Genomic DNA, 22,878 nt, shown 5'->3' on the forward strand with positions numbered 1-22,878 from the left:
CGCTCATGCCGCGGCCCCCGGCTCGTATTTGCGTCGGTAGCGCTGCAGCAGACGCTCTGCCTTGCGCTCCAGCCAGGCCAGCAGCGCGGCTTCGTCGCGCAGAATCTCGCGCAGCGGCTTGCCGAAATAGGTCTTGAGGAAGCGCAGCTTGTCACGCCGAGTCAGGCCGATGTCCAGCGCCGAGAAGTACAGCCCGGCGATGTCCTTGTTGCGCCAGCGGGCCGGCGTCTGCGCGCGCACCTGGGCGCGGTGCAGGTCGATCACCGACAGCCTGAACGCGCCGGCTGCCGGCGGTGCGTCGGTGTGCAGGAGGAAATGGCAGATGTAGCAGTCGCGGTGGTTGACCCCGGCGCGGTGCATGGCGCCGGTCATCCGCGCCACTTCCGCGATCAGCGCCCGTTTCAGCGCCAGCGGCGGCGGATCGCTCGGCCAGTCGCGGCAGAAATCCTCCAGGCTGACGGTCGGCGCCAGTTCTTCGGTGATGATGAAGGAATGCTGCGTTGCCGGGTTGGCACCGCGCTCGCCGAACGCCACGCAGGTCATGGTCGGCACGCCGACCTCGGTGAGCCGCTGGATCGCCGCCCATTCCTGACCGGCGCCCAGCACCGGCGCCTTGGCGGTCAGCCAGTTCTTGACGATCTCGCCCCAGCCGACGCCACGGTGGATCTTCACGAAATAGCCTCGGCCGTCGACTTCGGTGCGCAGCGTGCGGCGCGCCTCCAGCTCGCGGTAAACCTCGCCCTGCAGCTTCTCCACTTCGACGAAGGGATCGCGGCCCTGCCAGAGGCTCCTGAAGGGTTCCTGCAGCACCAGCTTGCTCATGGCCGTTCTCCGAGAATCACGTCGGCCGCGCGCTCCGGCATCGAGTACAGGTCCGCCGAGTCGGCGAAGGCCAGGCCGTTGCGCGACCAACCGGCACGCGCCGCATCGTCGGCGAGCATGCTCGCCAGGGTGGCGTTCAGTTGCGCCTGCTCGAACGGCTCGGCGAGCACGCGGCCGGCATCGGCATCGGCGATGTAGTGGGCATAGCCGCAGACCGCGCTGACCAGCACCGGCAGCCCGGCGACCAGCGCCTCGAGCAGCACCGTGCCGGTGTTCTCGTTGTAGGCCGGATGGATCAGCAGGTCGGCGCCGAGCAGGAAGCGCGGAATGTCGCTGCGCCCCTTGAGAATCTGCACCTGTTCGGAAATGCCCAGCGCGCCCATCTGCAGCAGGAACGGCTTGGGATCGTCCTGGCCGATGGCGATCAGCCGGGTGCGTTTCTTCAGCTCGCGGGGCAGCGCGGCGACGGCTTTCAGGGTGCGGTCCAGGCCCTTGGTCTTGAAGCCGGAACCGATCTGCACCAGCAGCAGGTCGTCGTCGGCCAGCTTGAACTCGCGGCGGAATTCGGCACGGATCTCGGCCGCGTTGGCCGGCGCGCGGCGGTCGGCGGCGATGCCCGGCGGCAACAGGTGGAAGCGCTCGGCCGGGGTGCCGTAGTGCTTGACGAACAGCGGCTGCTGGACCTCGGAGATCATCAGGATCTCGGTCTTCGCGTCGGCGCCGAACACCGCCCGCTCGTAGTCGGCGAAGTGCCGGTAGCGGCCCCATTTGCGGTACAGCGGATTGCGCAGGGTCTGCGCCTTGTCCTCGTAGCAGCCGTCGGCGGCGTAGTAGACGTCCAGGTTCGGCATCTTGTTGAAGCCGATCAGCCGGTCGACCGGATCGCGGGCCAGGTCGGCGGCGATCCAGGCGCTGAATTTCTCATTGCGCCGGTGGTTGAACAGCGCCTTGACCGGCGCCACGCGCACGTCGAAACCCGACGGTACTTCGCCTTCCCAGATCGGCGTGTAGACGCGGATGGCGTGGCCACGGCGCTGGCACTCCAGGGCGATGCGCATGAAGTCGCGCTGCAGGCCGCCGAAGGGGAAGTACTTGTAGAGGGCAAAAGCCAGTTGCATCAGGCGCGATCCTCGAAAACGCTCTCCGGCGCCAGCAGCAACGCCTCCAGTTCGGTGCCGACGCGCTCGGCATCGAGGCCGTCGAAGCACGGCGTGTCACGGTCGCCAAGGCCGGCGCCCGGCCCGCTCGCGCACAGGTGGACCTGCGAGCGGCCATAGGCGCCGACGCGGTCCGGGCGGGTCGGCCCGTAGAGCGAGATGCACGGCACGTCCAGCGCGGCGGCGAGGTGACCGAGGCCGGTGTCCACCGCCACGCAGGCCCGCGCGCCGGCGATCACCTTGGCGACCCCGGCAAGGTTCAGTTTGGGCAGCACGGCGACCTTTTCAAGGCCGGCGGCGATGCGCTCGGCGCGGGCTTTCTCGGTCGGGTTGCCCCACGGCAGGCGAATCGCCCAGCCGCGTTCGGCGATGCGCTCGGCCAGGGCACGCCAGTCCGCCTCGGGCCAGTGCTTGCTGGCCCAGGTGGTGCCGTGCAGGAACAGCACGTAAGGCTCGCCGGCCGAATCGGCCAGTTGCGCGCGGTCCAGCCCGTAATCGCCGACGCCGGTCGGCAGCGGATAGTCCAGCGCCTCGGCGAACAGCGCGCGGGTACGTTGCAGCGCGTGCTGCTCGCGGGCCACGGCGTAGCGCCGGTCGTAGAAGCGCGCCGCGATCGGCTCGCGGGCGGAGTCGCGGTCGAGCCCGGCCACCGGCGCCTTCACGTAGCGGGTCAGCCAGGCGCTTTTCAGCAGGCCCTGGGCATCGATCACCAGGTCGTAGCGGGTCTCGCGCAGGCGCGCCTTGAAGCGTCGCCATTCGCCGCTCTTCCAGGTCTGCAACGGGTGCTTGCGCCAGCGCCGGATCGCCACCGGGATCACCTGCGCCACCGCCGGATGCCAGGCCGGGATTTCGGCGAAGCCCTCTTCCACCACCCAGTCGAAACGGATGCCGGGAATCGCCCGCGCCGCATCGGTGAGGGCCGGCAGGGTGTGGATCACATCCCCGAGGGAGGACGTCTTGATCAGCAGGACGCGCAACGTCAGCTCACCTCGAGCGGGTCGCCGACCAGCCGGCCGAGAGCATCCAGCACCGGGCGCGGCTCGAGCTGGCGCAGGCAGTTGTAGTGACCGAAGCGGCAGGTGCGCTCGAAACACGGGCTGCATTCCAGCCCCAGGCGCACCACCTCCACCTGGTCCGCCAGCGGCGGGGTGAACTGCGGCGAGGTGGAGCCGTACACCGCCACCAGCGGGCGGTTCAGCGCCGCGGCCACGTGCATCAGGCCGGAGTCGTTGGAGACCACGGCGGCCGCGCAGGAGAGCAGGTCGATGGCCTCGGCCAGCGAGGTATCGCCCGCCAGGTTCAGCGCTTCCTCGCGCAGGCCGGGGATCAGCCGCGCGCGGATTTCCTCACCCACCGGGTGATCGTTCTTCGAGCCGAACAGCCAGACCTGCCAGCCTTCGCGAATCTTCAGCTCGGCGACCTTGGCGTAGTGCTCCACCGGCCAGCGCTTGGCTTCGCCGAACTCGGCGCCGGGACACAGCGCCAGCACCGGACGATCCAGCTGCAGCCCGAACGTGGCCAGCGCCGCGTCGCGGCTGGCCGGGTCGATTGCCAGCGCCGGCCTCGGATAGGGTTGCGGCAACGCGGCGCCGGGTTCGTAGGCGAGCGCCATGAAGCGCTCGATCATCAGCGGATAACGGTCCTTGTCCAGCTTGCGGATGTCGTTGAGCAGGCCCAGGCGCATCTCGCCGCGCCAGCCGGTGCGCTTGGGAATCCCGGCGAAGAACGGCACCAGCGCGGACTTCAGCGAGTTCGGCAGCAGGATGGCCTGTTGGTAGCGCCCCTTGAGGCCAGCACCGATGCGCCGGCGCGCGGCCAGATCGAGCACGCCGTGGCCGAGCGGAAAGCTCAGCGCCTCGCGCACTTCCGGCATCCGTTCGAGGATCGGCCGGCTCCACTCGGGCGCCAGCACATCGATGGCGCAGCCGGGATGGCGCTGTTTCAGGCAGGCGAACAGCGTCTGCGCCATCACCATGTCGCCTACCCAGCTCGGGCCGATGATCAGAATATTCATAAGGGACTCGAGGCGCGGACCGCCCGAGCCCGACGAAGGCGGCGCAGGGCCGCCTCGCGCCGGGCTTCGCCGGGAAGGTCCGGCGACTTACTTGACCAGGGTACGCCAGTCGGCGTGGCCGTCGGTCTTGCCGCTGACCAGGTCGAAGTAGGCTTTCTGCAGCTTCTCGGTGATCGGACCGCGGCTGCCGCCGCCGATCTGCCGGCCATCGACTTCACGGATCGGCGTGACTTCGGCGGCGGTACCGGTGAAGAAGGCTTCGTCGGCGATGTACACCTCGTCGCGGGTGATGCGCTTCTCGATGATTTCCAGCCCGAGTTCCTTGGCCAGGATCAGCACGGTGCTGCGGGTGATGCCGTTCAGGCAGGCGGTCACCTCGGGGGTGTACAGGCGGCCTTCGCGGATCAGGAAGATGTTCTCGCCGGAGCCTTCGGCGACGTAGCCTTCCGGGTCCAGCATCAGCGCCTCGTCGGCGCCGCCGGAAACCGCTTCCTGCAGGGCCAGCATCGAGTTGATGTAGGCGCCGTTGGACTTGGCGCGGGTCATCGAGATGTTCACGTGGTGGCGGGTGAAGGAACTGGTGCGCACCTTGATGCCGCTCTTCAGCGCCTCCTCGCCCATGTACGCGCCCCAGTGCCAGGCAGCGACGATGACGTGGACCTTCAAGTTGTCGGCGCGGATGCCCATGCCTTCCGATCCGTAGAACACCATCGGGCGGATGTACGCCGAAGCCAGGTTGTTCTCGCGCACGGCGGCGCGGGTCGCCTCGTTGATCTCGTCCTTGGTGAACGGGATCTTCATGTTCATGATGTGCGCCGAATCGAACAGCCGATCGGTGTGCGCCTGCAGGCGGAAGATCGCCGTGCCCTGCGGGGTTTCGTAGGCACGCACGCCTTCGAACACGCCCATGCCGTAGTGCAGGGTGTGGGTCAGCACATGGGTGGTGGCGTCGCGCCACTGCACCATTTCGCCGTCATACCAGATCACGCCATCGCGGTCGGACATCGACATAACTGCCAGCTCCTCAAGGTTCGGTTCGTACAACTAATACGGGTTGGCGACGCGCCGGGATTCAGCTCAGCCCCAGCGTCCGCCAGATGCGCATCACGGCGCGCCGTTCGGCCTGCAACTGATCGCCTGGGACCACGCCCGGAAGCTTTTCCAGCGCCTGACGATGCGCCACGGAGCGGTAGGTCTTGTAGGCTTCCTGCAGCAGGGCGACGTCTTCGGCCGGGAGCAGTCCGGCATCAGCCAGGCCGTCCAGAATGCGGATGTTATCGGTGTAGCGCAGCAGCTCGGGATGCCCGTGCGACCAGGCCAAGGCCGCGTATTGCACCATAAATTCGATATCGACGATACCTCCGGCGTCCTGCTTGAGGTCGTAGCCGACGGTGGCGGCGAAGGCGTTCGCCGCGGTGCCGGCGGCGGTTACCGGGGTGCCGAGGTTGCTGCGCATCTTGGCGCGCATCTCGCTGACCTCCTGGCGCAGGGTCGGCAGATCGCGCTCGCGGCCGAGCACGCGGGCGCGCACCTGCTCGAAGCCTTCGCCGACCCGGCGATTGCCCACCAGCACGCGGGCGCGCACCAGCGCCTGGTGTTCCCAGGTCCAGGCCTCGGTTTCCTGGTAGCGGGCGAAGGCGCCCAGCGAACTCACCAGCAACCCGGCCGCGCCGGACGGACGCAGGCGCATGTCGACCTCGTAGAGCTGGCCGGAGTTGGTGTGCGCGGTGAGCAGGTGGATGATCCGCTGGCCGAGGCGAGTGAAGAACTGCGCGCCGTCGATCGGCTTGGGCCCGTCGGTTTCCGCCTGCGGATCGCCGTCGTGGATGAACACCAGGTCGAGGTCGGAACCGTGGCCCAGCTCGATGCCGCCAACCTTGCCGTAGCCGACGATGACGAAATCCGGATCGCAAGGGCTGCCATCGGCGCGTTTCGGTGCGCCGTGGCGCGCCACCGTATGGCGCCAGGCCAGCGCCAGCACCTGGTCGAGAATCGCCTCGGCGAGCCAGGTCAGGTAATCGCTGACCTTCATCAGCGGCAGCGAGCCGCTGATCTCCGAGGCCGCCACGCGCAGGCCGTGGGCCAGCTTGAAGTGGCGCAGCGCTTCCATCTGCTGCTCGAGGTCGTCCTCGGGAATCCGCAGCAGCCGCTCCTGCAGTTCGGCGGCCAGCTCCGGCGCGTTCGGCGGGTTGAACAGCCGCCCTTCGTTGAGCAGCTCGTCGAGCAGGATCGGGTAGCGCGCGATGTGCCCGGCGATCCACGGGCTGGCGACGCACAGGGCGATCAGCCGCTGCAAGGCTCCGGGGTTTTCCGTCAGCAGCACCAGGTAGGCGGAGCGCCGCACCACGGCCTCGACCAGCGGCAGCACGCGCTCCAGCACCCGGTCCGGGTCCTGGTGTTCGGCGGCCATGCTCAGCAGCCGCGGGATGAAGGCGTCCAGCCGCTCGCGGCCCAGCCGCTGCATGGCGCGCGCCTGCGGCCCGTTGCGTAGCTCGGCGAGGCGCTTGCGCGCGGCGAAGGGATCGACGAAGCCGGCATCCAGCAGTTGCCGGTCGATGGCCTCCTCTTCCATGCGGTCTTCCCACAGCGGCAGCCACTCGCCGCCGACGCTGGCCTGGCTCGGCAGGTTCTCTTCCTCGTTGGGGTCGGCGATCACCTGGCGGAAGTGCCAGTCGATGCGCTCGCGCCAGTGGCTGAGGCGCTCGTGGAACGCGGCCCAGTCCGGGAACCCCATGATGAAGGCGACCCGCGCGCGCTCCAGCGCGCCGTCGGGGAGCATCTGCGTCTGGCGGTCGGCGATCGCCTGCAAGGCGTGTTCGGTGTAACGCAGGAAGGCGTAGCCGTCGCGCAGCTCGGCGATCACCGCCGCCGGCAGGTAGCCCTGCCCTTCGAGGGTCGCCAACACCTTGAACAGGGAGCGCTGCTGCAGGCTCAGTTCGCGGCCGCCGTGGATCAGCTGGAACACCTGGGCGATGAACTCGACCTCGCGGATCCCGCCGGCGCCGAGCTTGATGTTCTCGTCCATGCCCTTGCGCCGGACTTCCTGCTGGATCATCTGCTTGAGCAGGCGCAGCGCCTCGATCGCCGAAAAGTCCAGGTAGCGCCGGTAGACGAACGGGCGCAGGTGGTCGAGCAGTTGCTCTCCGGCCTGGCGGTCGCCGCCGACCACCCGCGCCTTGATCATCGCGTAGCGTTCCCAGTCGCGCCCCTGGTCCTGGTAGTACTGCTCCAGCGCGCTGAAACTGAACACCAGGGCACCGGCGGAACCGTAGGGGCGCAGGCGCATGTCGACGCGGAACACGAAGCCGTCGACGGTGATGCTGTCGAGCGCCTTGATCAGCCGCTGACCGAGGCGCGCGAAAAACTCCTGGTTATCCAGCGCGCGCTTCACGCCCTGGGTTTCGCCACCCTCCGGAAAGCCGAAGATCAGGTCGATGTCCGAGGACAGATTCAGCTCGCCGGCGCCGAGCTTGCCCATGCCCAGCACGACCAGTTGCTGGGCCTCGCCGGAGCGCTTGCCGATCGGCGTGCCGAACTGCGCGCAGAGGCGCGGGTAAAGCCAGCGGTAGGCCTCGTCGATGCACACGTCGGCCAGCTCGGAGAGGTCGCGGCAGGTTTCGATCAGGTCGGCCTGGCGCGTCAGGTCGCGCCAGATGATGCGCGCCTGCTGGCGGTTGCGAAAACGTCGCAGGCGCCGCGCGAGGTCGTCCTCGTCGGAGCATTCGGCGAGCAGGCGGTGCAACTGATCGCGCAGTTCGCCGGTCTGCAGAGAACGCTCCAGCTCGCCGGAATCGGCCAGATCGAGGAAGGCTTCGGGGCTGCGCGTGGCCTGCTCGGCGACGAAATCGCTGGCGGCGGCCACCCTAAGGAAGTCCGCGTGGCGCGGTGCGGGCCAGCTGGAAAGGCGCTGCTCGGCGCTGTCGCCGAGGGTCGCTGCGGCAGTGCGCAATGCCTGTTCCGCGCGTTCGACGCCGCTTTGCAGGACGTCCGGCACGGCGACGAGTGGGGGCAGGTTCATGGTCTATCCTTGTCGGCTGCGAGTTGCCGCCGAGGGATGCGAAAGAGGTTTTCCGCCCCTGCCGAAAGCCCGCGCTGGCAATGAAGAAGCCGTTGTTATTGTAGTTTTACTACTGGGCAATGTGCCCGAATGGGTGAAACCGGCGTCGGAATGTAGTAAAACTACAAGGCCGAATGACCGGCACATCCAAGAATTTAGCCACTTCCGGCCCACAAGGCCGGTGGTGTTACAGGCGGCCGATTTTGGTTGCCTTTCCGCCCTGGAGCAAGCCATGCAAGATCTCGATCCCGTCGAAACCCAGGAATGGCTGGACGCCCTTGAGTCGGTCCTGGACCGCGAAGGCGAAGACCGCGCCCACTACCTGATGACCCGCATGGGTGAACTCGCTACTCGCAGCGGTACTCAGCTGCCCTACGCGATCACCACGCCGTATCGCAATACCATCCCCGTCACCCACGAAGCACGCATGCCTGGCGACCTGTTCATGGAACGCCGCATCCGCTCGCTGGTTCGCTGGAACGCCCTGGCGATGGTGATGCGCGCGAACATGAAGGACCCGGACCTGGGTGGCCACATCTCCACCTTCGCCTCCAGCGCGACGCTGTACGACATCGGCTTCAACTACTTCTTCCAGGCCCCGACCGAAGAACACGGCGGCGACCTGATCTACTACCAGGGCCATGCGTCGCCCGGCATCTATGCCCGCGCCTTCCTCGAAGGCCGCCTGTCCGAAGACCAGATGAACAACTTCCGCCAGGAAGTCGATGGCGGTGGTCTGTCGTCCTACCCGCACCCGCACCTGATGCCGGACTTCTGGCAGTTCCCGACCGTCTCCATGGGCCTCGGCCCGATCCAGGCGATCTACCAGGCGCGCTTCATGAAGTACCTGGAAAACCGCGGTTTCATCCCGGCCGGCAAACAGAAGGTCTGGTGCTTCATCGGCGACGGCGAGACCGACGAGCCGGAAACCCTCGGCGCCATCTCCCTGGCCGGCCGCGAGAACCTGGACAACCTGATCTTCGTCATCAACTGCAACCTGCAGCGCCTCGACGGCCCGGTTCGCGGCAACGGCAAGATCATCCAGGAACTCGAAGGCGTGTTCCGCGGCGCCAACTGGAACGTCAACAAGGTCATCTGGGGCCGCATGTGGGACCCGCTGTTCGCCGAGGACGAGGACGGTCGCATGCAGCGCCGCATGGACGAGGTGATCGACGGCGACTACCAGAACTACAAGGCCAAGGACGGCGCCTTCGTGCGCAAGCACTTCTTCGGCGCCGATCCCGAACTGCTCAAGCGCGTCGAGAAGCTCAGCGACGACGAGATCTGGAAGCTCAACCGCGGCGGCCACGACCCTTACAAGGTCTATGCGGCCTACCACCAGGCGGTCAACCACAAGGGTCAGCCGACCGTCATCCTGGCCAAGACCATCAAGGGCTACGGCACGGGCGCCGGTGAAGCGAAGAACACCGCGCACAACACCAAGAAAGTCGATATCGAGAGCCTGAAGAAATTCCGCGACCGTTTCGACATCCCGCTCAACGACTCGCAGTTGCACGACCTGCCCTTCTACCGCCCGGAAGAAGACAGCGCGGAGATGAAGTACCTGCGCAAGTGCCGCGAGAAGCTCGGCGGCCACCTGCCGCAGCGCCGCCACACCAGCGTGAGCATCCCGACCCCGCCGCTGGAAACCCTGAAAGCCGTGCTCGACGGTTCCGGCGATCGCGAAATTTCCACCACCATGGCCTTCGGCCGGATCCTCGCGTCGCTGGTCAAGGACAAGGAACTGGGCAAGCGCATCGTGCCGATCCTGGCTGACGAAGCGCGCACCTTCGGCATGGAAGGGATGTTCCGCCAGCTCGGCATCTATTCCCCGGTAGGTCAGCTGTACGAGCCGGTCGACCGCGACCAGGTGATGTACTACCGCGAAGAGAAGGACGGCCAGATCCTCCAGGAAGGCCTCAACGAGGCCGGCGCGTTCTCCTCCTTCGTCGCTGCCGGCACCGCCTACAGCAACTACAACACGCCGATGCTGCCGGTCTACATCTTCTATTCGATGTTCGGCTTCCAGCGTATCGGCGACCTCGCCTGGGCGGCCGGCGACGCACAGACCCGCGGCTTCCTGCTCGGCGGCACCTCCGGGCGCACCACGCTGAACGGCGAAGGCCTGCAGCACGAGGACGGCCACAGCCACATCCTCGCCAGCACCATCCCGAACTGCCGCAGCTACGATCCGACCTACGCCTACGAGCTGGCCGTGATCATGCGCCACGGCGTCTATCAGATGATGGAGAAGCAGGAAAGCGTCTACTACTACATCACCGTGATGAACGAGAACTACCAGCAGCCGGCCATGCCGGAAGGCGTGGAAGAGGGCATCATCCGCGGCATGTACCTGCTCGAGGAAGCCAAGGGCGACTTCGCCCACCGCGTCCAGTTGCTGGGTTGCGGCACCATCCTCACCGAAGTCCGCGCCGCAGCCGAGCTGCTCGCCGAATTCGGCGTCGGCGCCGACATCTGGAGCGTCACCAGCTTCAACGAACTGCGTCGCGACGGCCTGGCGGTGGACCGCTGGAACCGTCTGCACCCGGCCGAAGAGCCGCGCAAGACCTACGTCGAAACCTGCCTGGAAGGACGTCATGGCCCGGTCGTCGCATCGACCGACTACATGAAGCTGTTCGCCGACCAGATTCGCCAATGGGTTCCGAGCAAGGAATACCAGGTCCTGGGCACCGACGGTTTCGGCCGCAGCGACAGCCGCAAGAAATTGCGCGACTTCTTCGAAGTCGACCGCCGCTGGGTCAGCCTCGCCGCGCTGCAAGCACTTGCCGATCGCGGTTCGGTCGAACGCAAGGTGGTGGCCGAAGCCATCGCCAAGTTCGGCATCGATCCCGAGAAACGCAACCCGCTTGATTGCTGATAACGCGAGCGAACAGGAGAACATATTGTGAGTGAAACCATTCGCGTACCCGATATCGGCAGCGGCGAAGGCGAGGTCATCGAGGTACTGGTCAAGGTCGGCGACGTCGTCGAAGCCGAACAGGGCCTAGTCACCCTCGAGTCCGACAAAGCCAGCATGGAAATCCCGGCACCGAAGGCCGGCAAGGTCGTCGCGCTGCATTTCAAGATGGGCGACAACCTGAAGACCGGTGACCTGCTGATCGATCTGGAAAGCGCCGACGGCGCCGCCAGTGAGCAGGCATCCGCCGAGCCCAAGGCCGCCGTGGGCGAGACCCAGGAGGCTCCGGAAGAATCCGAAGCGCCGACGCCGCCGGGCGACGACGATGCCTCGGCATCCGCCGGCGAAGGCGAAGCGCAGGAGATCAAGGTTCCGGATATCGGCTCCAGCGCCAAGGCCAGCGTCATCGAAGTGTCGGTCAAGCCGGGCGACACCATCGAAGCCGAGCAGTCGCTGATCACCCTGGAATCCGACAAGGCCAGCATGGAAATCCCCTCGCCGGCCGCCGGCGTGGTGGAGAGCCTGTCGGTCAAGGTCGGCGACGAAGTCGGCACCGGCGACCTGATCCTGGTCTTGAAAGGCGCCGCCAAGGCCAAACCCGCCAAGGCCGCCAGCGCCCCCGCTGCCGCGCCGAAGAGCGAGGCCAAGGCCGCCGAGCCCGAAGCCGCCGCCGAGCCCGCGGGCGAAAGCAGCGAAGAGGTCAAGGTTCCAGACATCGGTTCCAGCGGTGAAGCCAACATCATCGAAGTGCTGGTCAAGGTCGGCGACACCGTCGAAGCCGACCAGTCGCTGATCACCCTGGAATCCGACAAGGCCAGCATGGAAATCCCTTCGCCGAAAGCTGGCGTGGTGGAAAGCCTGGCGGTCAAGGTCGGTGACCAAGCCAAGACCGGCGATCTGATCCTCGTGCTCAAGGTCGCGGGCGCCGCTCCGGCCAAGGCCGCGGCGAAGACCGAAGCGGCCGCGCCGCAACAGACCGTCGCACCGAACAAGCAGGGCGTCACCGAGCCCCAGGCATCGGCGGCGCCTGCGCCGGCCGCGGCTGCACCGAGCAAGGCCGGCAAGAAAGTTCACGCCGGCCCGGCGGTCCGCATGCTGGCGCGCGAGTTCGGCGTCGACCTCGCCGACGTCACCGCCAGCGGTCCGCGCGACCGGATCGTCAAGGAAGACGTGCAGGCCTTCGTCAAGGCGCAGCTGCAGAAAGCCAAGAGCGCGCCAGCCGCCGCCGCGGGCGCAACCGGCGGTGCGGGTATTCCGCCGGTGCCGGAAATCGACTTCAGCAAGTTCGGCGAAGTCGAAGAAGTGCCGATGACCCGCCTGATGCAGGTCGGCGCCGCCAACCTGCACCGCAGCTGGCTGAACGTGCCGCACGTGACCCAGTTCGACTCGGCCGACATCACCGAGCTGGAGGCCTTCCGCGTTGCGCAGAAAGCCGTCGCGGAGAAAGCAGGCGTCAAGCTGACCGTGCTGCCGCTGCTGCTCAAGGCCTGCGCGCACCTGCAGAAGGAACTGCCGGACTTCAACAGTGCGCTGGCCCCCAGCGGCAAGGCGCTGATCCGCAAGAAGTACGTGAACATCGGCTTCGCCGTGGACACGCCGGACGGCCTGCTGGTCCCCGTGATCAAGAACGTCGACCAGAAGAGCCTGCTGCAACTGGCCGCCGAAGCCGCCGCGCTGGCGGAAAAGGCACGCACCAAGAAGCTCGCCGCCGACGACATGCAGGGCGCCTGCTTCACCATCTCCAGCCTCGGCCACATTGGCGGCACCGGCTTCACGCCGATCGTCAACGCGCCGGAAGTGGCGATCCTGGGCGTCTCCAAGGCGACCATCCAGCCGGTCTGGGACGGCAAGGCCTTCCAGCCGCGCCTGATGCTGCCGCTGTCGCTTTCCTACGATCACCGGGTGATCAACGGTGCCGCCGCCGCGCGCTATACCAAGCGTCTCGGCGAGCTGCTCGGCGATATCCGCACGCTGTTGCTGTAACGGTTTTCCGGCGGGCCGCACGGCCCGCCGGCTCCCTTGCTCGAGCACGCCACGCTCGTTCCTCGGCCCCGCCTCCCAGCGGGGCTTTTTTTGACTGGGCAGTCCGCAAAAAACCCCTACCGAATGTCTGTTAAAACAGGCACTTCGCGCAGAGTGCTGCCAAAGTGCCTCTACGCTTGTCAGCGGCAGAGACTTTGATGCACCCTTGCCCGATACATTGACGGGCCGACGCCCCTACCCAGGTCCTAAAACCGGAAGCAGCCGCCCGAATGAAGAACCATCCCGATCCCGCCAGCCGTCCGGCGGTCGAGGTAGTTACGCAACTCCCCGTGCCCTCTCGGTTGGGAATGCTGCGTTTCGAGCGGCTGAACGAGGCCAGCTGGGCTTTGCTGTTCCTCGATCCGGCCTGCGAGCAACGCCTGGGACTGCCCGCCAGCGAGCTCTGCGCCCTGATCGGCAGCCCCTTCGCCAGCCTGATGGAGCCTGAAGCCCGCTACAGGCTGCACGATGTCATCCAGCAACAACTCCAGCAGGCGCCGCACTACACGGTGCGCTACACCCTGCACACGCCGGAGCGACCGCTGCAGGTGATCGAGATCGGCGAAGGCTTCCAGCAGCACAAGCGCCAACTGCTGCGCGGCTACCTGATGATCGTCGACGATGCCGCCGCAGTGGCCGGCGAGAGCGAGCTGGAGAGCGAACTGGAGGCGCAGAACGCGCGCCTTCGCGCGTCGCTGCAGCTGTATCAGCAGACCCAGGACGACCACCTTCAGCACCTGGTCCGCTCGCGCGCGCAGCAGAGCCTGATCCTGCGTCTGGCGCGGCACCGCTACAACTCCAGCGATCCCCTGCGCGAAGCCGCCGAGCTGATCACTCAGGCCGCCTGCGAGACCTACGCCGTGGCCCGCGCCAGCATCTGGAGCCTGGCCAACGAGCGGCTCGAGCCGGTGGCGCTGTATCGCCGCGACATCGACCGGCACGAGCAGCCGCTCGCCCTGGATGCGCGGCCCTTCAAGCGCTACCTGGAAGCGCTCAACGGTGGCCGCGCGATCGAAGCCAGCAATGCCCAGCAGGACCCGCGCACCCGCGAGCTGGGCGAAACCTACCTGCAGCCCGTGGGGATCGCCGCGCTGCTCGCCGCCGGCATCCGTGTCGGCGGCGAGCTGGTCGGCGTGCTGTGCCTGGAGCACACCGGCGGCCAGCGCGAATGGCAGACCGACGAGGTGGCCTTCGCCGGCGAACTGGCCGACCAGTACGCGCAGGTCCTGGCCAACCACCAGAGACGCAACGCCGCCAGCGCGCTGCACCTGTTCCAGCGCGCCGTCGAGCAGAGTGCCAGCGCCTTCCTGCTGGTCGACTGCGACGGCCTGGTGGAATACGTCAACCCGAGCTTCACCTCGATCACCCAGTACAGCGTCGAGGAAGTGCAAAACCGCCGCCTGTCGGAGCTGCCGGCGCTGGAAAACCTCAGCGAACTGCTCTTCGACGACAATTCCAGCCTGGCCACCACCAACAGCTGGCAAGGCGAATTCCGCAGCCGGCGGAAGAACCTGGAGCCCTACTGGGGGCAGCTGTCGATCTCCAAGGTCTACGGCACCGAAGGCGAGCTGACCCACTACATCGGCATCTACGAAGACGTCACCGAGAACAAGCTGGCGCACCAGCGCATCGAGCGCCTGGCCTACACCGACAACCTCACCGGCCTGGGCAATCGCCCGCACTTCATCCGCAGCCTCGAGGAACATTTCGAGCGCGACGCCGACGTGCCGGTCAGCCTGCTGCTGGTGGACATCGACAACTTCAAGCGGATCAACGACAGCCTCGGCCACCAGACCGGCGACAAGCTGCTGGTCAACCTGGCGCGGCGCCTGCGCAACAGCCTGGCGCCGAATGGCACCCTGGCGCGCTTCGCCAGCAACGAGTTCGCCGTGCTGCTGACCAAGACCGACCTGGAGGCCGGGCAGCGCCATGCCAACCAGGTGCTGCACCTGCTGGACAAGCCGCTGTTCGTCGACAACCAGCTGATCAGCGTCACCGGATCGGTCGGCCTGGCCTGCTCGCCCGACCACGGGCGCGACCCGCAGACGCTGATGAAACACGCCGGCCTGGCGCTGCACAAGGCCAAGGCCAACGGCAAGCACCAGTTGCAGGTGTTCACCGAGGCGATGAATGCCGAGGCCAGCTACAAGCTGTTCGTCGAGAACAACCTGCGTCGCGCGCTGACCCAGAACGAGCTGGAAGTCTTCTACCAGCCCAAGCTCTGCCTGCGCACCGGCAAGCTGCTGGGCATGGAAGCGCTGCTGCGCTGGAACCACCCGGAGCGCGGGATGATCCGTCCCGACCAGTTCATCGGCGTGGCCGAGGAAACCGGGCTGATCATCCCGATCGGCAAGTGGCTGGTTCGCCAGGCCTGCCGCACCAGCCAGGAACTCACCGCGCAGGGCTTCGGCAACCTGAAGATCGCCATCAACCTGTCGCCCAAGCAGTTCTCCGATCCCGACCTGGTCGGTTCCATCACCAGCATCCTTGAGGAAGAGCGCCTGCCCGCCTCGCTGCTCGAGCTGGAACTCACCGAAGGCCTGCTGCTGGAAGCCACCGAGGACACCCGCGACCAGCTCAACCGCCTCAAGGACCTCGGCCTGACCCTGGCGATGGACGACTTCGGCACCGGCTACTCGTCGCTGAGCTACCTGAAGAAATTCCCCATCGACGTGCTGAAGATCGACCGCAGCTTCATCAACGACATCCCAACCAGCCAGGACGACATGGAGATCACCTCGGCGGTGATCGCCATGGCGCACAACCTCAAGCTGACCGTCGTCGCCGAAGGTATCGAGACCGTCGAGCAGCTCGCCTTCCTGCGCAAGCAGCGTTGCGATATCGGCCAGGGCTACCTGTTCGACCGACCGATCCCCGTCCCCGAACTGGTCGAACGGCTGCGCCGCTATCGCCAGCAGAACTGACCCTCACGCACCTTAGTCGCGCCGCCCTGTCCAACCCTGCAGGTGACTTTTCCACGGCTTTGCCGGCATGCTTGTCCGTCCAGGCGCCGACATCCAACGGCAACCGCGCCCTTTTCAGTCCCGGAGGCAACCATGGCTCTGCGCTCGCAAATCCTCGCTCACAAACTCGAACTGCCGCAGCCCGAACAGGCGCTACCCGGCCGTGAAACGCCGCTGCCGGTCCCCGAAGCGCACTACGTGAACGGCAACCGGCTGCAGCCGCCCTTCCCCGCCGGCATGCAGCAGGCCCTGTTCGGGCTGGGTTGCTTCTGGGGTGCCGAGCGGCGCTTCTGGCAGCAGCCGGGCGTGTGGAGCACCGCGGTGGGCTATGCCGGCGGTTACACGCCGAACCCCACCTACGACGAGGTCTGCTCCGGGCTGACCGGCCACACCGAAATGGTGCTGGTGGTGTTCGATCCGCAGCTGACCTCCTACGAGACGCTGCTCAAGGTGTTCTGGGAAGCGCACAACCCGACCCAGGGCATGCGCCAGGGCAACGACGTCGGCACCCAGTACCGTTCGGCGATCCACGTGCTGAACGACGAGCAGGCCGCCGCCGCCGAAGCCAGTCGCGCGGCGTTCGAGGTCGAACTGGAGAAGGCCGGATTCGCCGGCATCACCACCGAGATCATCCAGGCGCCGACGTTCTACTACGCCGAGGCCTATCACCAGCAATACCTGGCGAAGAACCCCAACGGCTACTGCGGCCTGGGCGGCACGGGCGTCTGCCTGCCGGCGTGAGGCGCGGCGCCTGGCTCGCCGGCGCGAGCGCGGCGTCCGCGGAGGTCTAGACTACGCTGCAAAATGCCAGTAAATAGCCAGCAGCCGATCAGCCTTGCGAGCCAGGCATGCCCGAAACACCCGTCTACATCACTCCCGACCAGCTCTGCGTCGGTCTCTATGTCCAGCTTGAGCTGGGCTGGTGGGAACATTCCTTCGCGTTCAGCAAGTTCAAGATCAAGGACGAGGGGCAGATCAAGGCGCTCCGCGACCTGGGCCTGAAACGCCTGCGTTACGACCCCGCGCGCAGCGATCGCGCCCCGCTGGAACTGGCCGAGCCCGAGGCCCCGCCGGCGGTGGAGGCGCCACCGCCCAGCGCCGAGGAGATCGCCCGCGAGAAGCGCGTGCGCAAGCTCAGCATCCTGCGCAAGCGCCTGGCGGAAGTCGATCGCAAGTTCGTGCAGACCAGCCAGCGCGCCAAGGGCCTGATCCAGACCCTGCGTCGGCAACCGGAAGACCTGACCAAGGAGGCCGGCGCGCTGGTGGCCGACATGGTCGAGGTGCTGCTCGGCGAAGACGGCGTGGTGCTGCACAGCATCAATGGCAAGGCCTCCGACGACGCCTATTACCATCCGCTGAACGTGACCGTGCTGTCGCTGCTGCTGGGCCGGCAGCTCGGCTTCGATTCAGAGGTTTGCCACAGCCTGGGCATGGGCGCGGTACTGCACGACATCGGCAAGCTGGACATCCCCAGCAAGGTGCTGCTCAAGCCGCCGCCGCTGACCCGCCCCGAGCAGCAGTTGCTGCAGATGCACACCGACTACGGCCTGCGCCTCGGTCAGGGGCTGATGTTCGACGACGACATCCTGCGGATCATCCACGAGCACCACGAGTACTGCGACGGCAGCGGCTATCCGCGCCAACTGAGCGAGGCGTCGATCAGCCGGCTGAGCCGGGTGGTCTGCATCACCAACTACTTCGACAACCTGTGCAACCCGCTCAACCCGCGCGACGGCCTGAGCCCGCACGAGGCGCTGGCGAAGATGTTCACCGTGCGCGCGCGCTTCGACGACGTCGCGCTGAAGGCGTTCATCCGCGTCATGGGGGTCTATCCGCCGGGCAGCCTGGTGCAGCTCGACAATGATGCCTACGCCCTGGTGCTGGCCATGCACCCGAGCCTGCCGCTGAAGCCGACGCTGATTCTCTACGACGCCACGGTACCGAAGAACGAAGCGCTGATCGTCGACCTGGAACAGGAGCCGCAGCTGGCGATCGCCCGCGCGCTGCGCCCGGCGCAGTTGCCGGTCGAGGTGCTGGAGTACCTCAACCCGCGCCAGCAGCTGTCCTATCACGTGGATGCACGCCAGCGCGGTTGAGCCGCGGCCTCACTCCTCGATCAGCCAGTCCAGCCGCCAGCCGCCCTCGCTCTGCGCCAGGTGCTCGGCGAGCCACGGAAGCAGCTCGCGCAATTCCTCTTCCAGCCCCCACGGCGGGTTGGCGATGGCCAGGCCGGAACCGTTCAGGCGTTGCGCCTCGTCGGCCGGGTGTACCAGCAGCTCGACGCGCAGCAGCTTGGGCGCGCCGCTCTGCTGCAGGTCGCGGTAGAAACGCTTGAGCTGGCGCTCGTCCTTGATCGGATACCAGATCGCGACGATGGCCTGGCGCATGCGCGCGATGGCTTCCTGCAGCGCCTGGGCGCAGCGCTGCAGCTCGTCGGCCTTCTCGAACGGCGGGTCGATGAGCATCAGCACACGCTTCTCGCGGGTCGGCAGCAGCGCACGCGGCACATGCCAGCCCTCGCCCAGGTGCACTGCCACGCGGCGGTCGCCGGCCATGTTTTCCTTGAGCAGGCGCCCGTCTTCCGGGTGTTTTTCGTTCAGTTGCAGACGATCCTGCGGGCGGCTCAGGCGCCGCGCCAGCTCCGGCGAACCGGGGTAGTAGCGCAGCGCGCCCGCCGGGTTCAGCGCGGCGATGGTGGCGCGATAGTCGGCCATCGCCGCCGGCATCGGCGTATCCCACAGGCGGCCGATGCCGGCCAGCCACTCGCCGGTCCGACTGGCGGCGTCGCCCTGCAGGTCGTAGAGGCCGATGCCGGCATGACTATCGACGTAGGCGAAGGGCGCTTCCTTGCGCGACAGAGCGGCGATGATCCTGGCGAGGATCAGGTGCTTGAGCACGTCGGCATGGTTGCCGGCATGGAAGGCGTGGCGGTAGTTCATCGGAGGTCCTCGGATCAGGCGGCGAATTCTACCGCCCCGGCAGTGGCTTTTGCGCCTCCATCACGCTCGTGCATGGTGCTGGTCGAGGCGCATCCGCAGGCCCAGACTGGCCCGATCCAACCGGAGGTACCCATGTCCGAGACCCTGCTCAGTTCCCGCAACCTGGCTTTCGAGCTCTACGAAGTGCTCGATGCCGAAGCCCTGACCCAGCGCGAGCGCTTCGCCGAGCACAGCCGCGAGACCTTCGACGCCGCCATCGGCACCGCGCGCAGCATCGCCGAGAAGTTCTTCGCCCCGCACAACCGCAAGGGCGACGAGAACGAGCCGGAATACATCGACGGCGCGGCGAAGCTGATTCCCGAGGTCAAGCCGGCGGTCGACGCCTTCCTCGAAGCCGGCTTCCTGAACGCCGCGCGCAGCTTCGAGCAGGGCGGCATGCAATTGCCGACGCTGCTGTCCCAGGCCTGCTTCGCGCATTTCCAGGCCGCCAACGCGGCGACCACGTCCTATCCGTTCCTGACCATGGGAGCGGCCAACCTGATCGAGAGCTTCGGCAGCGAGGAGCAGAAGCGGCGCTTCCTGGAACCGATGATCGAGGGGCGTTTCTTCGGCACCATGGCGCTCACCGAGCCGCATGCCGGCTCGTCGCTGTCGGACATCCGCACCCGCGCCGAACCGGCCGGCGACGGCAGCTACCGGATCAAGGGCAACAAGATCTTCATTTCCGGCGGCGACCACCCGCTGTCGGAAAACATCGTGCACATGGTGCTGGCCAAGCTGCCGGACGCCCCACCCGGGGTGAAGGGCATCTCGCTGTTCATCGTGCCGAAGTTCCTCGTCGAGGACGACGGCTCGCTGGGCGAGCGCAACGACGTGGCGCTGGCCGGGCTGTTCCACAAGATGGGCTGGCGCGGCACCACCTCGACGGCGCTGAACTTCGGCGACAACGGCACCTGCGTCGGCTACCTGGTCGGCAAGCCGCACGCCGGGCTGTCCTACATGTTCCAGATGATGAACGAGGCGCGCATCGGCGTCGGTATGGGCGCGGTGATGCTCGGCTACGCCGGCTACCTGTATTCGCTGGACTACGCCCGCGAGCGTCCGCAGGGCCGCCTGCCGGACGGCAAGGACCCGACCTCCGGGCAGGTCTCGATCATCCAGCACGCCGACGTGCGGCGCATGCTGCTGACCCAGAAGGCCTACGTCGAGGGCGCCTTCGACCTCGGCCTGTACGCCGCGCGCCTGTTCGACGACACCCAGACCCTCGCCACCGAGGAAGAGCGCAATCAGGCCCATGAGCTGCTCGACCTGCTCACCCCGATCGTCAAGTCCTGGCCTTCCGAGTTCTGCCTGAAGGCCAACGAGCTGGCGGTGCAGATCCTCGGCGGCCATGGCTACACCCGCGACTACCCGGTGGAGCAGTACTACCGCGACAACCGCCTCAACCCGATCCACGAGGGCACCCACGGCATCCAATCGCTCGACCTGCTCGGACGCAAGGTGGCGCAGAACAACGGCGCCGGCCTCAAGCAACTGACCCGCCTGATCGGCGACTGCTGCCATCGCGCCGCCGAATACGAGTCGCTCGACGCGCTGCGTCAGCCGCTGGAGCACCTGCTGCAGCAGCTGTCGACGGTCACCCTGGCGCTGCTCGGCGACCTGATGCAGGGCAAGGTCAACCAGGCGCTGGCCAACTCGGCGCTGTACCTCAACGTGTTCGGCCATGCGGTGATCGGCTGGCGCTGGCTGGAACAGGCGATCCGCGCCGAGCAGGGCCTGGCCAGCGGCAACCCGGCGGATGTGGACTTCTACCGGGGCAAACTGCAGGCCGCGCGTTACTTCCTGACCTGGGAAGTGCCGGGCTGCAACCAGGCGCTGACGCTCCTCGAAGCCCGCGACGACACCTGCCTGGGCATGCAGGAGGCGTGGTTCTAGCCAGCCCGCGCCCGCACCCGAAACGTCCCGCCCGGCGGGACGTTTTCCCCCTTCGGCGATGCACCTCGCCCCCTCCGCCGCCCGCCTGGAATACGCCGGACATTTTTTGACAGCGGCGCAAAACCTCAGGTTAGAATCCCTGGCATGCGACCTGCATAGATAGGTCGGACCGTACTCGTTCGAGGCGGTCGTTTTCGCCGCCCGAGGAGTGCCGTACGTGGATGCCATCACCATCAACAGCCTGTTCCTGATCGGCGCGTTGCTGGTGGGTGCGAGCATCCTGGTCAGCTCGCTGTCCTCGCGCCTGGGCATCCCGATCCTGGTGATCATCCTCGCGGTCGGCATGGTCGCCGGCGTCGACGGCCCCGGCGGGATCGGCTTCTCCAACTATCCGATGGCCTACCTGGTGGGCAACCTGGCGCTGGCGATCATCCTCCTCGACGGCGGCCTGCGCACCCGTGTGTCCAGCTTCCGCGTGGCGCTCTGGCCGGCGTTGTCGATGGCCACGGTGGGCGTGCTGATCACCACCGGGCTGACCGGCATGGCCGCCGCCTGGCTGTTCGACTTGAACCTGATCCAGGGCCTGCTGATCGGTGCCATCGTCGGTTCCACCGATGCCGCCGCGGTGTTCTCGCTGCTCGGCGGCAAGGGCCTCAACGAACGGGTCAACGCCACCCTGGAAATCGAATCCGGCAGCAACGACCCGATGGCGGTGTTCCTCACCGTGACCCTGATCGACATGCTCGCCAAGGGCCAGACCGGCGTCGACATCGGTTTCCTCGGCCACCTGCTCAGCGAATTCGGCATCGGCGCGCTGCTCGGCCTCGGCGGCGGCTGGCTGCTCCTGCAGATGATCAACCGCATCCACCTCGCCCACGGGCTCTACCCGCTGCTGGTCATCAGCGGCGGGCTGATGATCTTCGCCCTGACCAACACCCTGCACGGCAGCGGCATCCTCGCCGTCTACCTCTGCGGCCTGGTGCTCGGCAACCGGCCGATCCGTTCGCGCCACAGCATCCTGCACATGCTCGACGGCATGGCCTGGCTGGCGCAGATCGGCATGTTCCTGGTCCTCGGCCTGCTGGTCACGCCGCACGACCTTCTTCCGATCGCGATCCCGGCGCTGGGCCTGGCGCTGTGGATGATCCTGATCGCGCGGCCGCTTTCGGTGCTGGTCGGGCTGTGGCCGTTCCGCGCCTTCCACGACCGCGAGAAAGCCTTCATCGCCTGGGTCGGCCTGCGCGGCGCGGTGCCGATCATCCTCGCGGTGTTCCCGCTGATGGCCGGGCTGCCGCACGCCCAGCTGTACTTCAACCTGGCGTTCTTCATCGTCCTGGTGTCGCTGCTGGTGCAGGGCACCAGCCTGCCGTGGGCCGCCAAGCTGCTGCGCGTCACGGTGCCGCCGGCACCGGCGCCGATCTCCCGCGCCGGGCTGGAAGTGCATCCGACCAGCGAGTGGGAGCTGTTCGTCTATCGCCTCGGCGCGGAGAAATGGTGCATCGGCGCCGCCCTGCGCGAGCTGAAGATGCCCGAGGACACGCGCATCGCCGCCCTGTTCCGCGGCACCGACCTGCTTCACCCGTCCGGCAGCACGACGCTGGAAGCCGGCGACATCCTTTGCGTGATCGGCCACGACCGCGACCTGCCGGCGCTCGGCAAGCTGTTCAGCCAGGCGCCCAAGCGCGGCCAGGACCTGCGCTTCTTCGGCGACTTCGTGCTCGAGGCCGACGCCGAGCTGGGCGCCATCGGCGCGCTCTACGGCCTGCAACTGGACGATCTCGACGGCAGCCAGCCACTGGGCCGCTTCATCGCCCGGCAGATCGGCGGCGAACCGATCGTCGGCGACCAGGTGGAATGGAAGGGCCTGACCTGGACCGTCGCCAGCATGGACGGCAACCGCATCGGCAAGGTCGGCGTCAGGTTTCCCGAGGGCGGCCGCCCGGGGCCGGGGCTGTTCCTCTAGCCCGAAGCGGCATGGCGGATCATCGCAAGCGGCTGAGGCTATTGGTCGCGACGGCCTGTTAAACTCGCCGTCTTTCCAGCCGCACGAAT

At 67.1% G+C, this 22,878-nt stretch carries 14 protein-coding genes; 7 read left to right on the forward strand and 7 right to left on the reverse strand.

Going from position 1 to position 22,878, the window contains the following annotated elements; genetic code table 11:
- Nucleotides 1-3: 3 nt before the first annotated feature.
- The 6 genes from rfaP to glnE form a co-directional block, all read right to left on the reverse strand.
- Nucleotides 4-822 (reverse strand): lipopolysaccharide core heptose(I) kinase RfaP, encoded by an 819-nt coding sequence (rfaP, locus tag B3E91_RS18125; RefSeq protein WP_287030826.1) that lies wholly within the window; start codon nt 820-822, stop codon nt 4-6.
- Entirely contained in the window at nt 819-1,940 is a 1,122-nt protein-coding gene (locus tag B3E91_RS18130) for a glycosyltransferase family 4 protein (protein ID WP_287030827.1), read from the reverse strand. The genes rfaP and B3E91_RS18130 overlap by 4 nt, the downstream gene beginning before the upstream one ends.
- Nucleotides 1,940-2,956 carry a lipopolysaccharide heptosyltransferase I gene (gene waaC / locus B3E91_RS18135; RefSeq protein WP_287030828.1) on the reverse strand — a complete coding sequence of 339 codons (1,017 nt, stop codon included), beginning with the start codon at nt 2,954-2,956 and terminating at the stop codon, nt 1,940-1,942. Before waaC ends, B3E91_RS18130 begins: the two co-directional genes overlap by 1 nt.
- A 2-nt stretch (nt 2,957-2,958) precedes the next feature.
- Complete coding sequence (gene waaF, locus B3E91_RS18140) at nt 2,959-3,993, reverse strand: lipopolysaccharide heptosyltransferase II (RefSeq protein ID WP_273229860.1); 1,035 nt, start codon at nt 3,991-3,993, stop codon at nt 2,959-2,961.
- An 87-nt stretch (nt 3,994-4,080) separates the two neighbouring features.
- A complete protein-coding gene (locus tag B3E91_RS18145; RefSeq protein WP_287030830.1) occupies nt 4,081-5,004 on the reverse strand; it encodes a branched-chain amino acid transaminase in 924 nt (307 codons plus the stop codon).
- 61 nt (nt 5,005-5,065) lie between these two features.
- Nucleotides 5,066-8,011, reverse strand: a complete 2,946-nt coding sequence (glnE, locus tag B3E91_RS18150) for a bifunctional [glutamate--ammonia ligase]-adenylyl-L-tyrosine phosphorylase/[glutamate--ammonia-ligase] adenylyltransferase (protein ID WP_287030831.1) — start codon at nt 8,009-8,011, stop codon at nt 5,066-5,068.
- 271 nt (nt 8,012-8,282) lie between these two features.
- Between glnE and aceE the strand changes: the two genes are divergently transcribed.
- From aceE to B3E91_RS18175, 5 genes are all read left to right on the forward strand, one after another.
- Nucleotides 8,283-10,928: a pyruvate dehydrogenase (acetyl-transferring), homodimeric type gene (aceE, locus tag B3E91_RS18155; protein ID WP_287030832.1), complete on the forward strand. Its 2,646-nt coding sequence runs from the start codon at nt 8,283-8,285 to the stop codon at nt 10,926-10,928.
- A gap of 27 nt (nt 10,929-10,955) precedes the next feature.
- Nucleotides 10,956-12,950 (forward strand): dihydrolipoyllysine-residue acetyltransferase, encoded by a 1,995-nt coding sequence (gene aceF / locus B3E91_RS18160; RefSeq protein ID WP_287030833.1) that lies wholly within the window; start codon nt 10,956-10,958, stop codon nt 12,948-12,950.
- Between the two features lie 269 nt (nt 12,951-13,219).
- A complete protein-coding gene (locus B3E91_RS18165; protein ID WP_287030835.1) occupies nt 13,220-15,913 on the forward strand; it encodes a putative bifunctional diguanylate cyclase/phosphodiesterase in 2,694 nt (897 codons plus the stop codon).
- 132 nt (nt 15,914-16,045) lie between these two features.
- On the forward strand, nt 16,046-16,693 hold the full coding sequence (msrA, locus tag B3E91_RS18170; RefSeq protein WP_273229848.1) for a peptide-methionine (S)-S-oxide reductase MsrA: 648 nt from the start codon (nt 16,046-16,048) through the stop codon (nt 16,691-16,693).
- A gap of 107 nt (nt 16,694-16,800) precedes the next feature.
- Nucleotides 16,801-18,048, forward strand: coding sequence for an HD-GYP domain-containing protein (locus B3E91_RS18175; protein WP_287030836.1), 1,248 nt, complete (start codon nt 16,801-16,803; stop codon nt 18,046-18,048).
- 9 nt (nt 18,049-18,057) lie between these two features.
- Here B3E91_RS18175 and B3E91_RS18180 read toward each other — a convergent pair whose 3' ends face one another.
- The gene (locus tag B3E91_RS18180; protein WP_287030837.1) at nt 18,058-18,891 is read right to left on the reverse strand and encodes a 23S rRNA (adenine(2030)-N(6))-methyltransferase RlmJ; all 834 of its coding nucleotides are present in this window, start codon (nt 18,889-18,891) and stop codon (nt 18,058-18,060) included.
- Nucleotides 18,892-19,023: 132 nt separating this feature from the next.
- Between B3E91_RS18180 and B3E91_RS18185 the strand changes: the two genes are divergently transcribed.
- Nucleotides 19,024-20,826, forward strand: coding sequence for an acyl-CoA dehydrogenase (locus B3E91_RS18185; protein ID WP_287030838.1), 1,803 nt, complete (start codon nt 19,024-19,026; stop codon nt 20,824-20,826).
- A 217-nt stretch (nt 20,827-21,043) separates the two neighbouring features.
- Entirely contained in the window at nt 21,044-22,789 is a 1,746-nt protein-coding gene (locus tag B3E91_RS18190) for a potassium/proton antiporter (protein ID WP_287030840.1), read from the forward strand.
- The last annotated feature ends 89 nt before the right edge of the window (nt 22,790-22,878 follow it).

It is taken from the genome of Pseudomonas sp. UBA6310, assembly GCF_002438225.1.
GTDB classification, from domain to species: Bacteria; Pseudomonadota; Gammaproteobacteria; order Pseudomonadales; family Pseudomonadaceae; genus Pseudomonas_O; species Pseudomonas_O kuykendallii.

Bases quoted from the DNA above. Each gene is read 5' to 3' on its own strand.
- waaF (WP_273229860.1), bottom strand. From the start codon at position 3,993: ATGAATATTCTGATCATCGGCCCGAGCTGGGTAGGCGACATGGTGATG.
- B3E91_RS18165 (WP_287030835.1), top strand. From the start codon at position 13,220: ATGAAGAACCATCCCGATCCCGCCAGCCGTCCGGCGGTCGAGGTAGTT.
- msrA (WP_273229848.1), top strand. From the start codon at position 16,046: ATGGCTCTGCGCTCGCAAATCCTCGCTCACAAACTCGAACTGCCGCAG.
- glnE (WP_287030831.1), bottom strand. From the start codon at position 8,011: ATGAACCTGCCCCCACTCGTCGCCGTGCCGGACGTCCTGCAAAGCGGC.
- B3E91_RS18180 (WP_287030837.1), bottom strand. From the start codon at position 18,891: ATGAACTACCGCCACGCCTTCCATGCCGGCAACCATGCCGACGTGCTC.
- B3E91_RS18175 (WP_287030836.1), top strand. From the start codon at position 16,801: ATGCCCGAAACACCCGTCTACATCACTCCCGACCAGCTCTGCGTCGGT.
- B3E91_RS18130 (WP_287030827.1), bottom strand. From the start codon at position 1,940: ATGCAACTGGCTTTTGCCCTCTACAAGTACTTCCCCTTCGGCGGCCTG.
- B3E91_RS18145 (WP_287030830.1), bottom strand. From the start codon at position 5,004: ATGTCGATGTCCGACCGCGATGGCGTGATCTGGTATGACGGCGAAATG.
- aceE (WP_287030832.1), top strand. From the start codon at position 8,283: ATGCAAGATCTCGATCCCGTCGAAACCCAGGAATGGCTGGACGCCCTT.
- rfaP (WP_287030826.1), bottom strand. From the start codon at position 822: ATGAGCAAGCTGGTGCTGCAGGAACCCTTCAGGAGCCTCTGGCAGGGC.
- B3E91_RS18185 (WP_287030838.1), top strand. From the start codon at position 19,024: ATGTCCGAGACCCTGCTCAGTTCCCGCAACCTGGCTTTCGAGCTCTAC.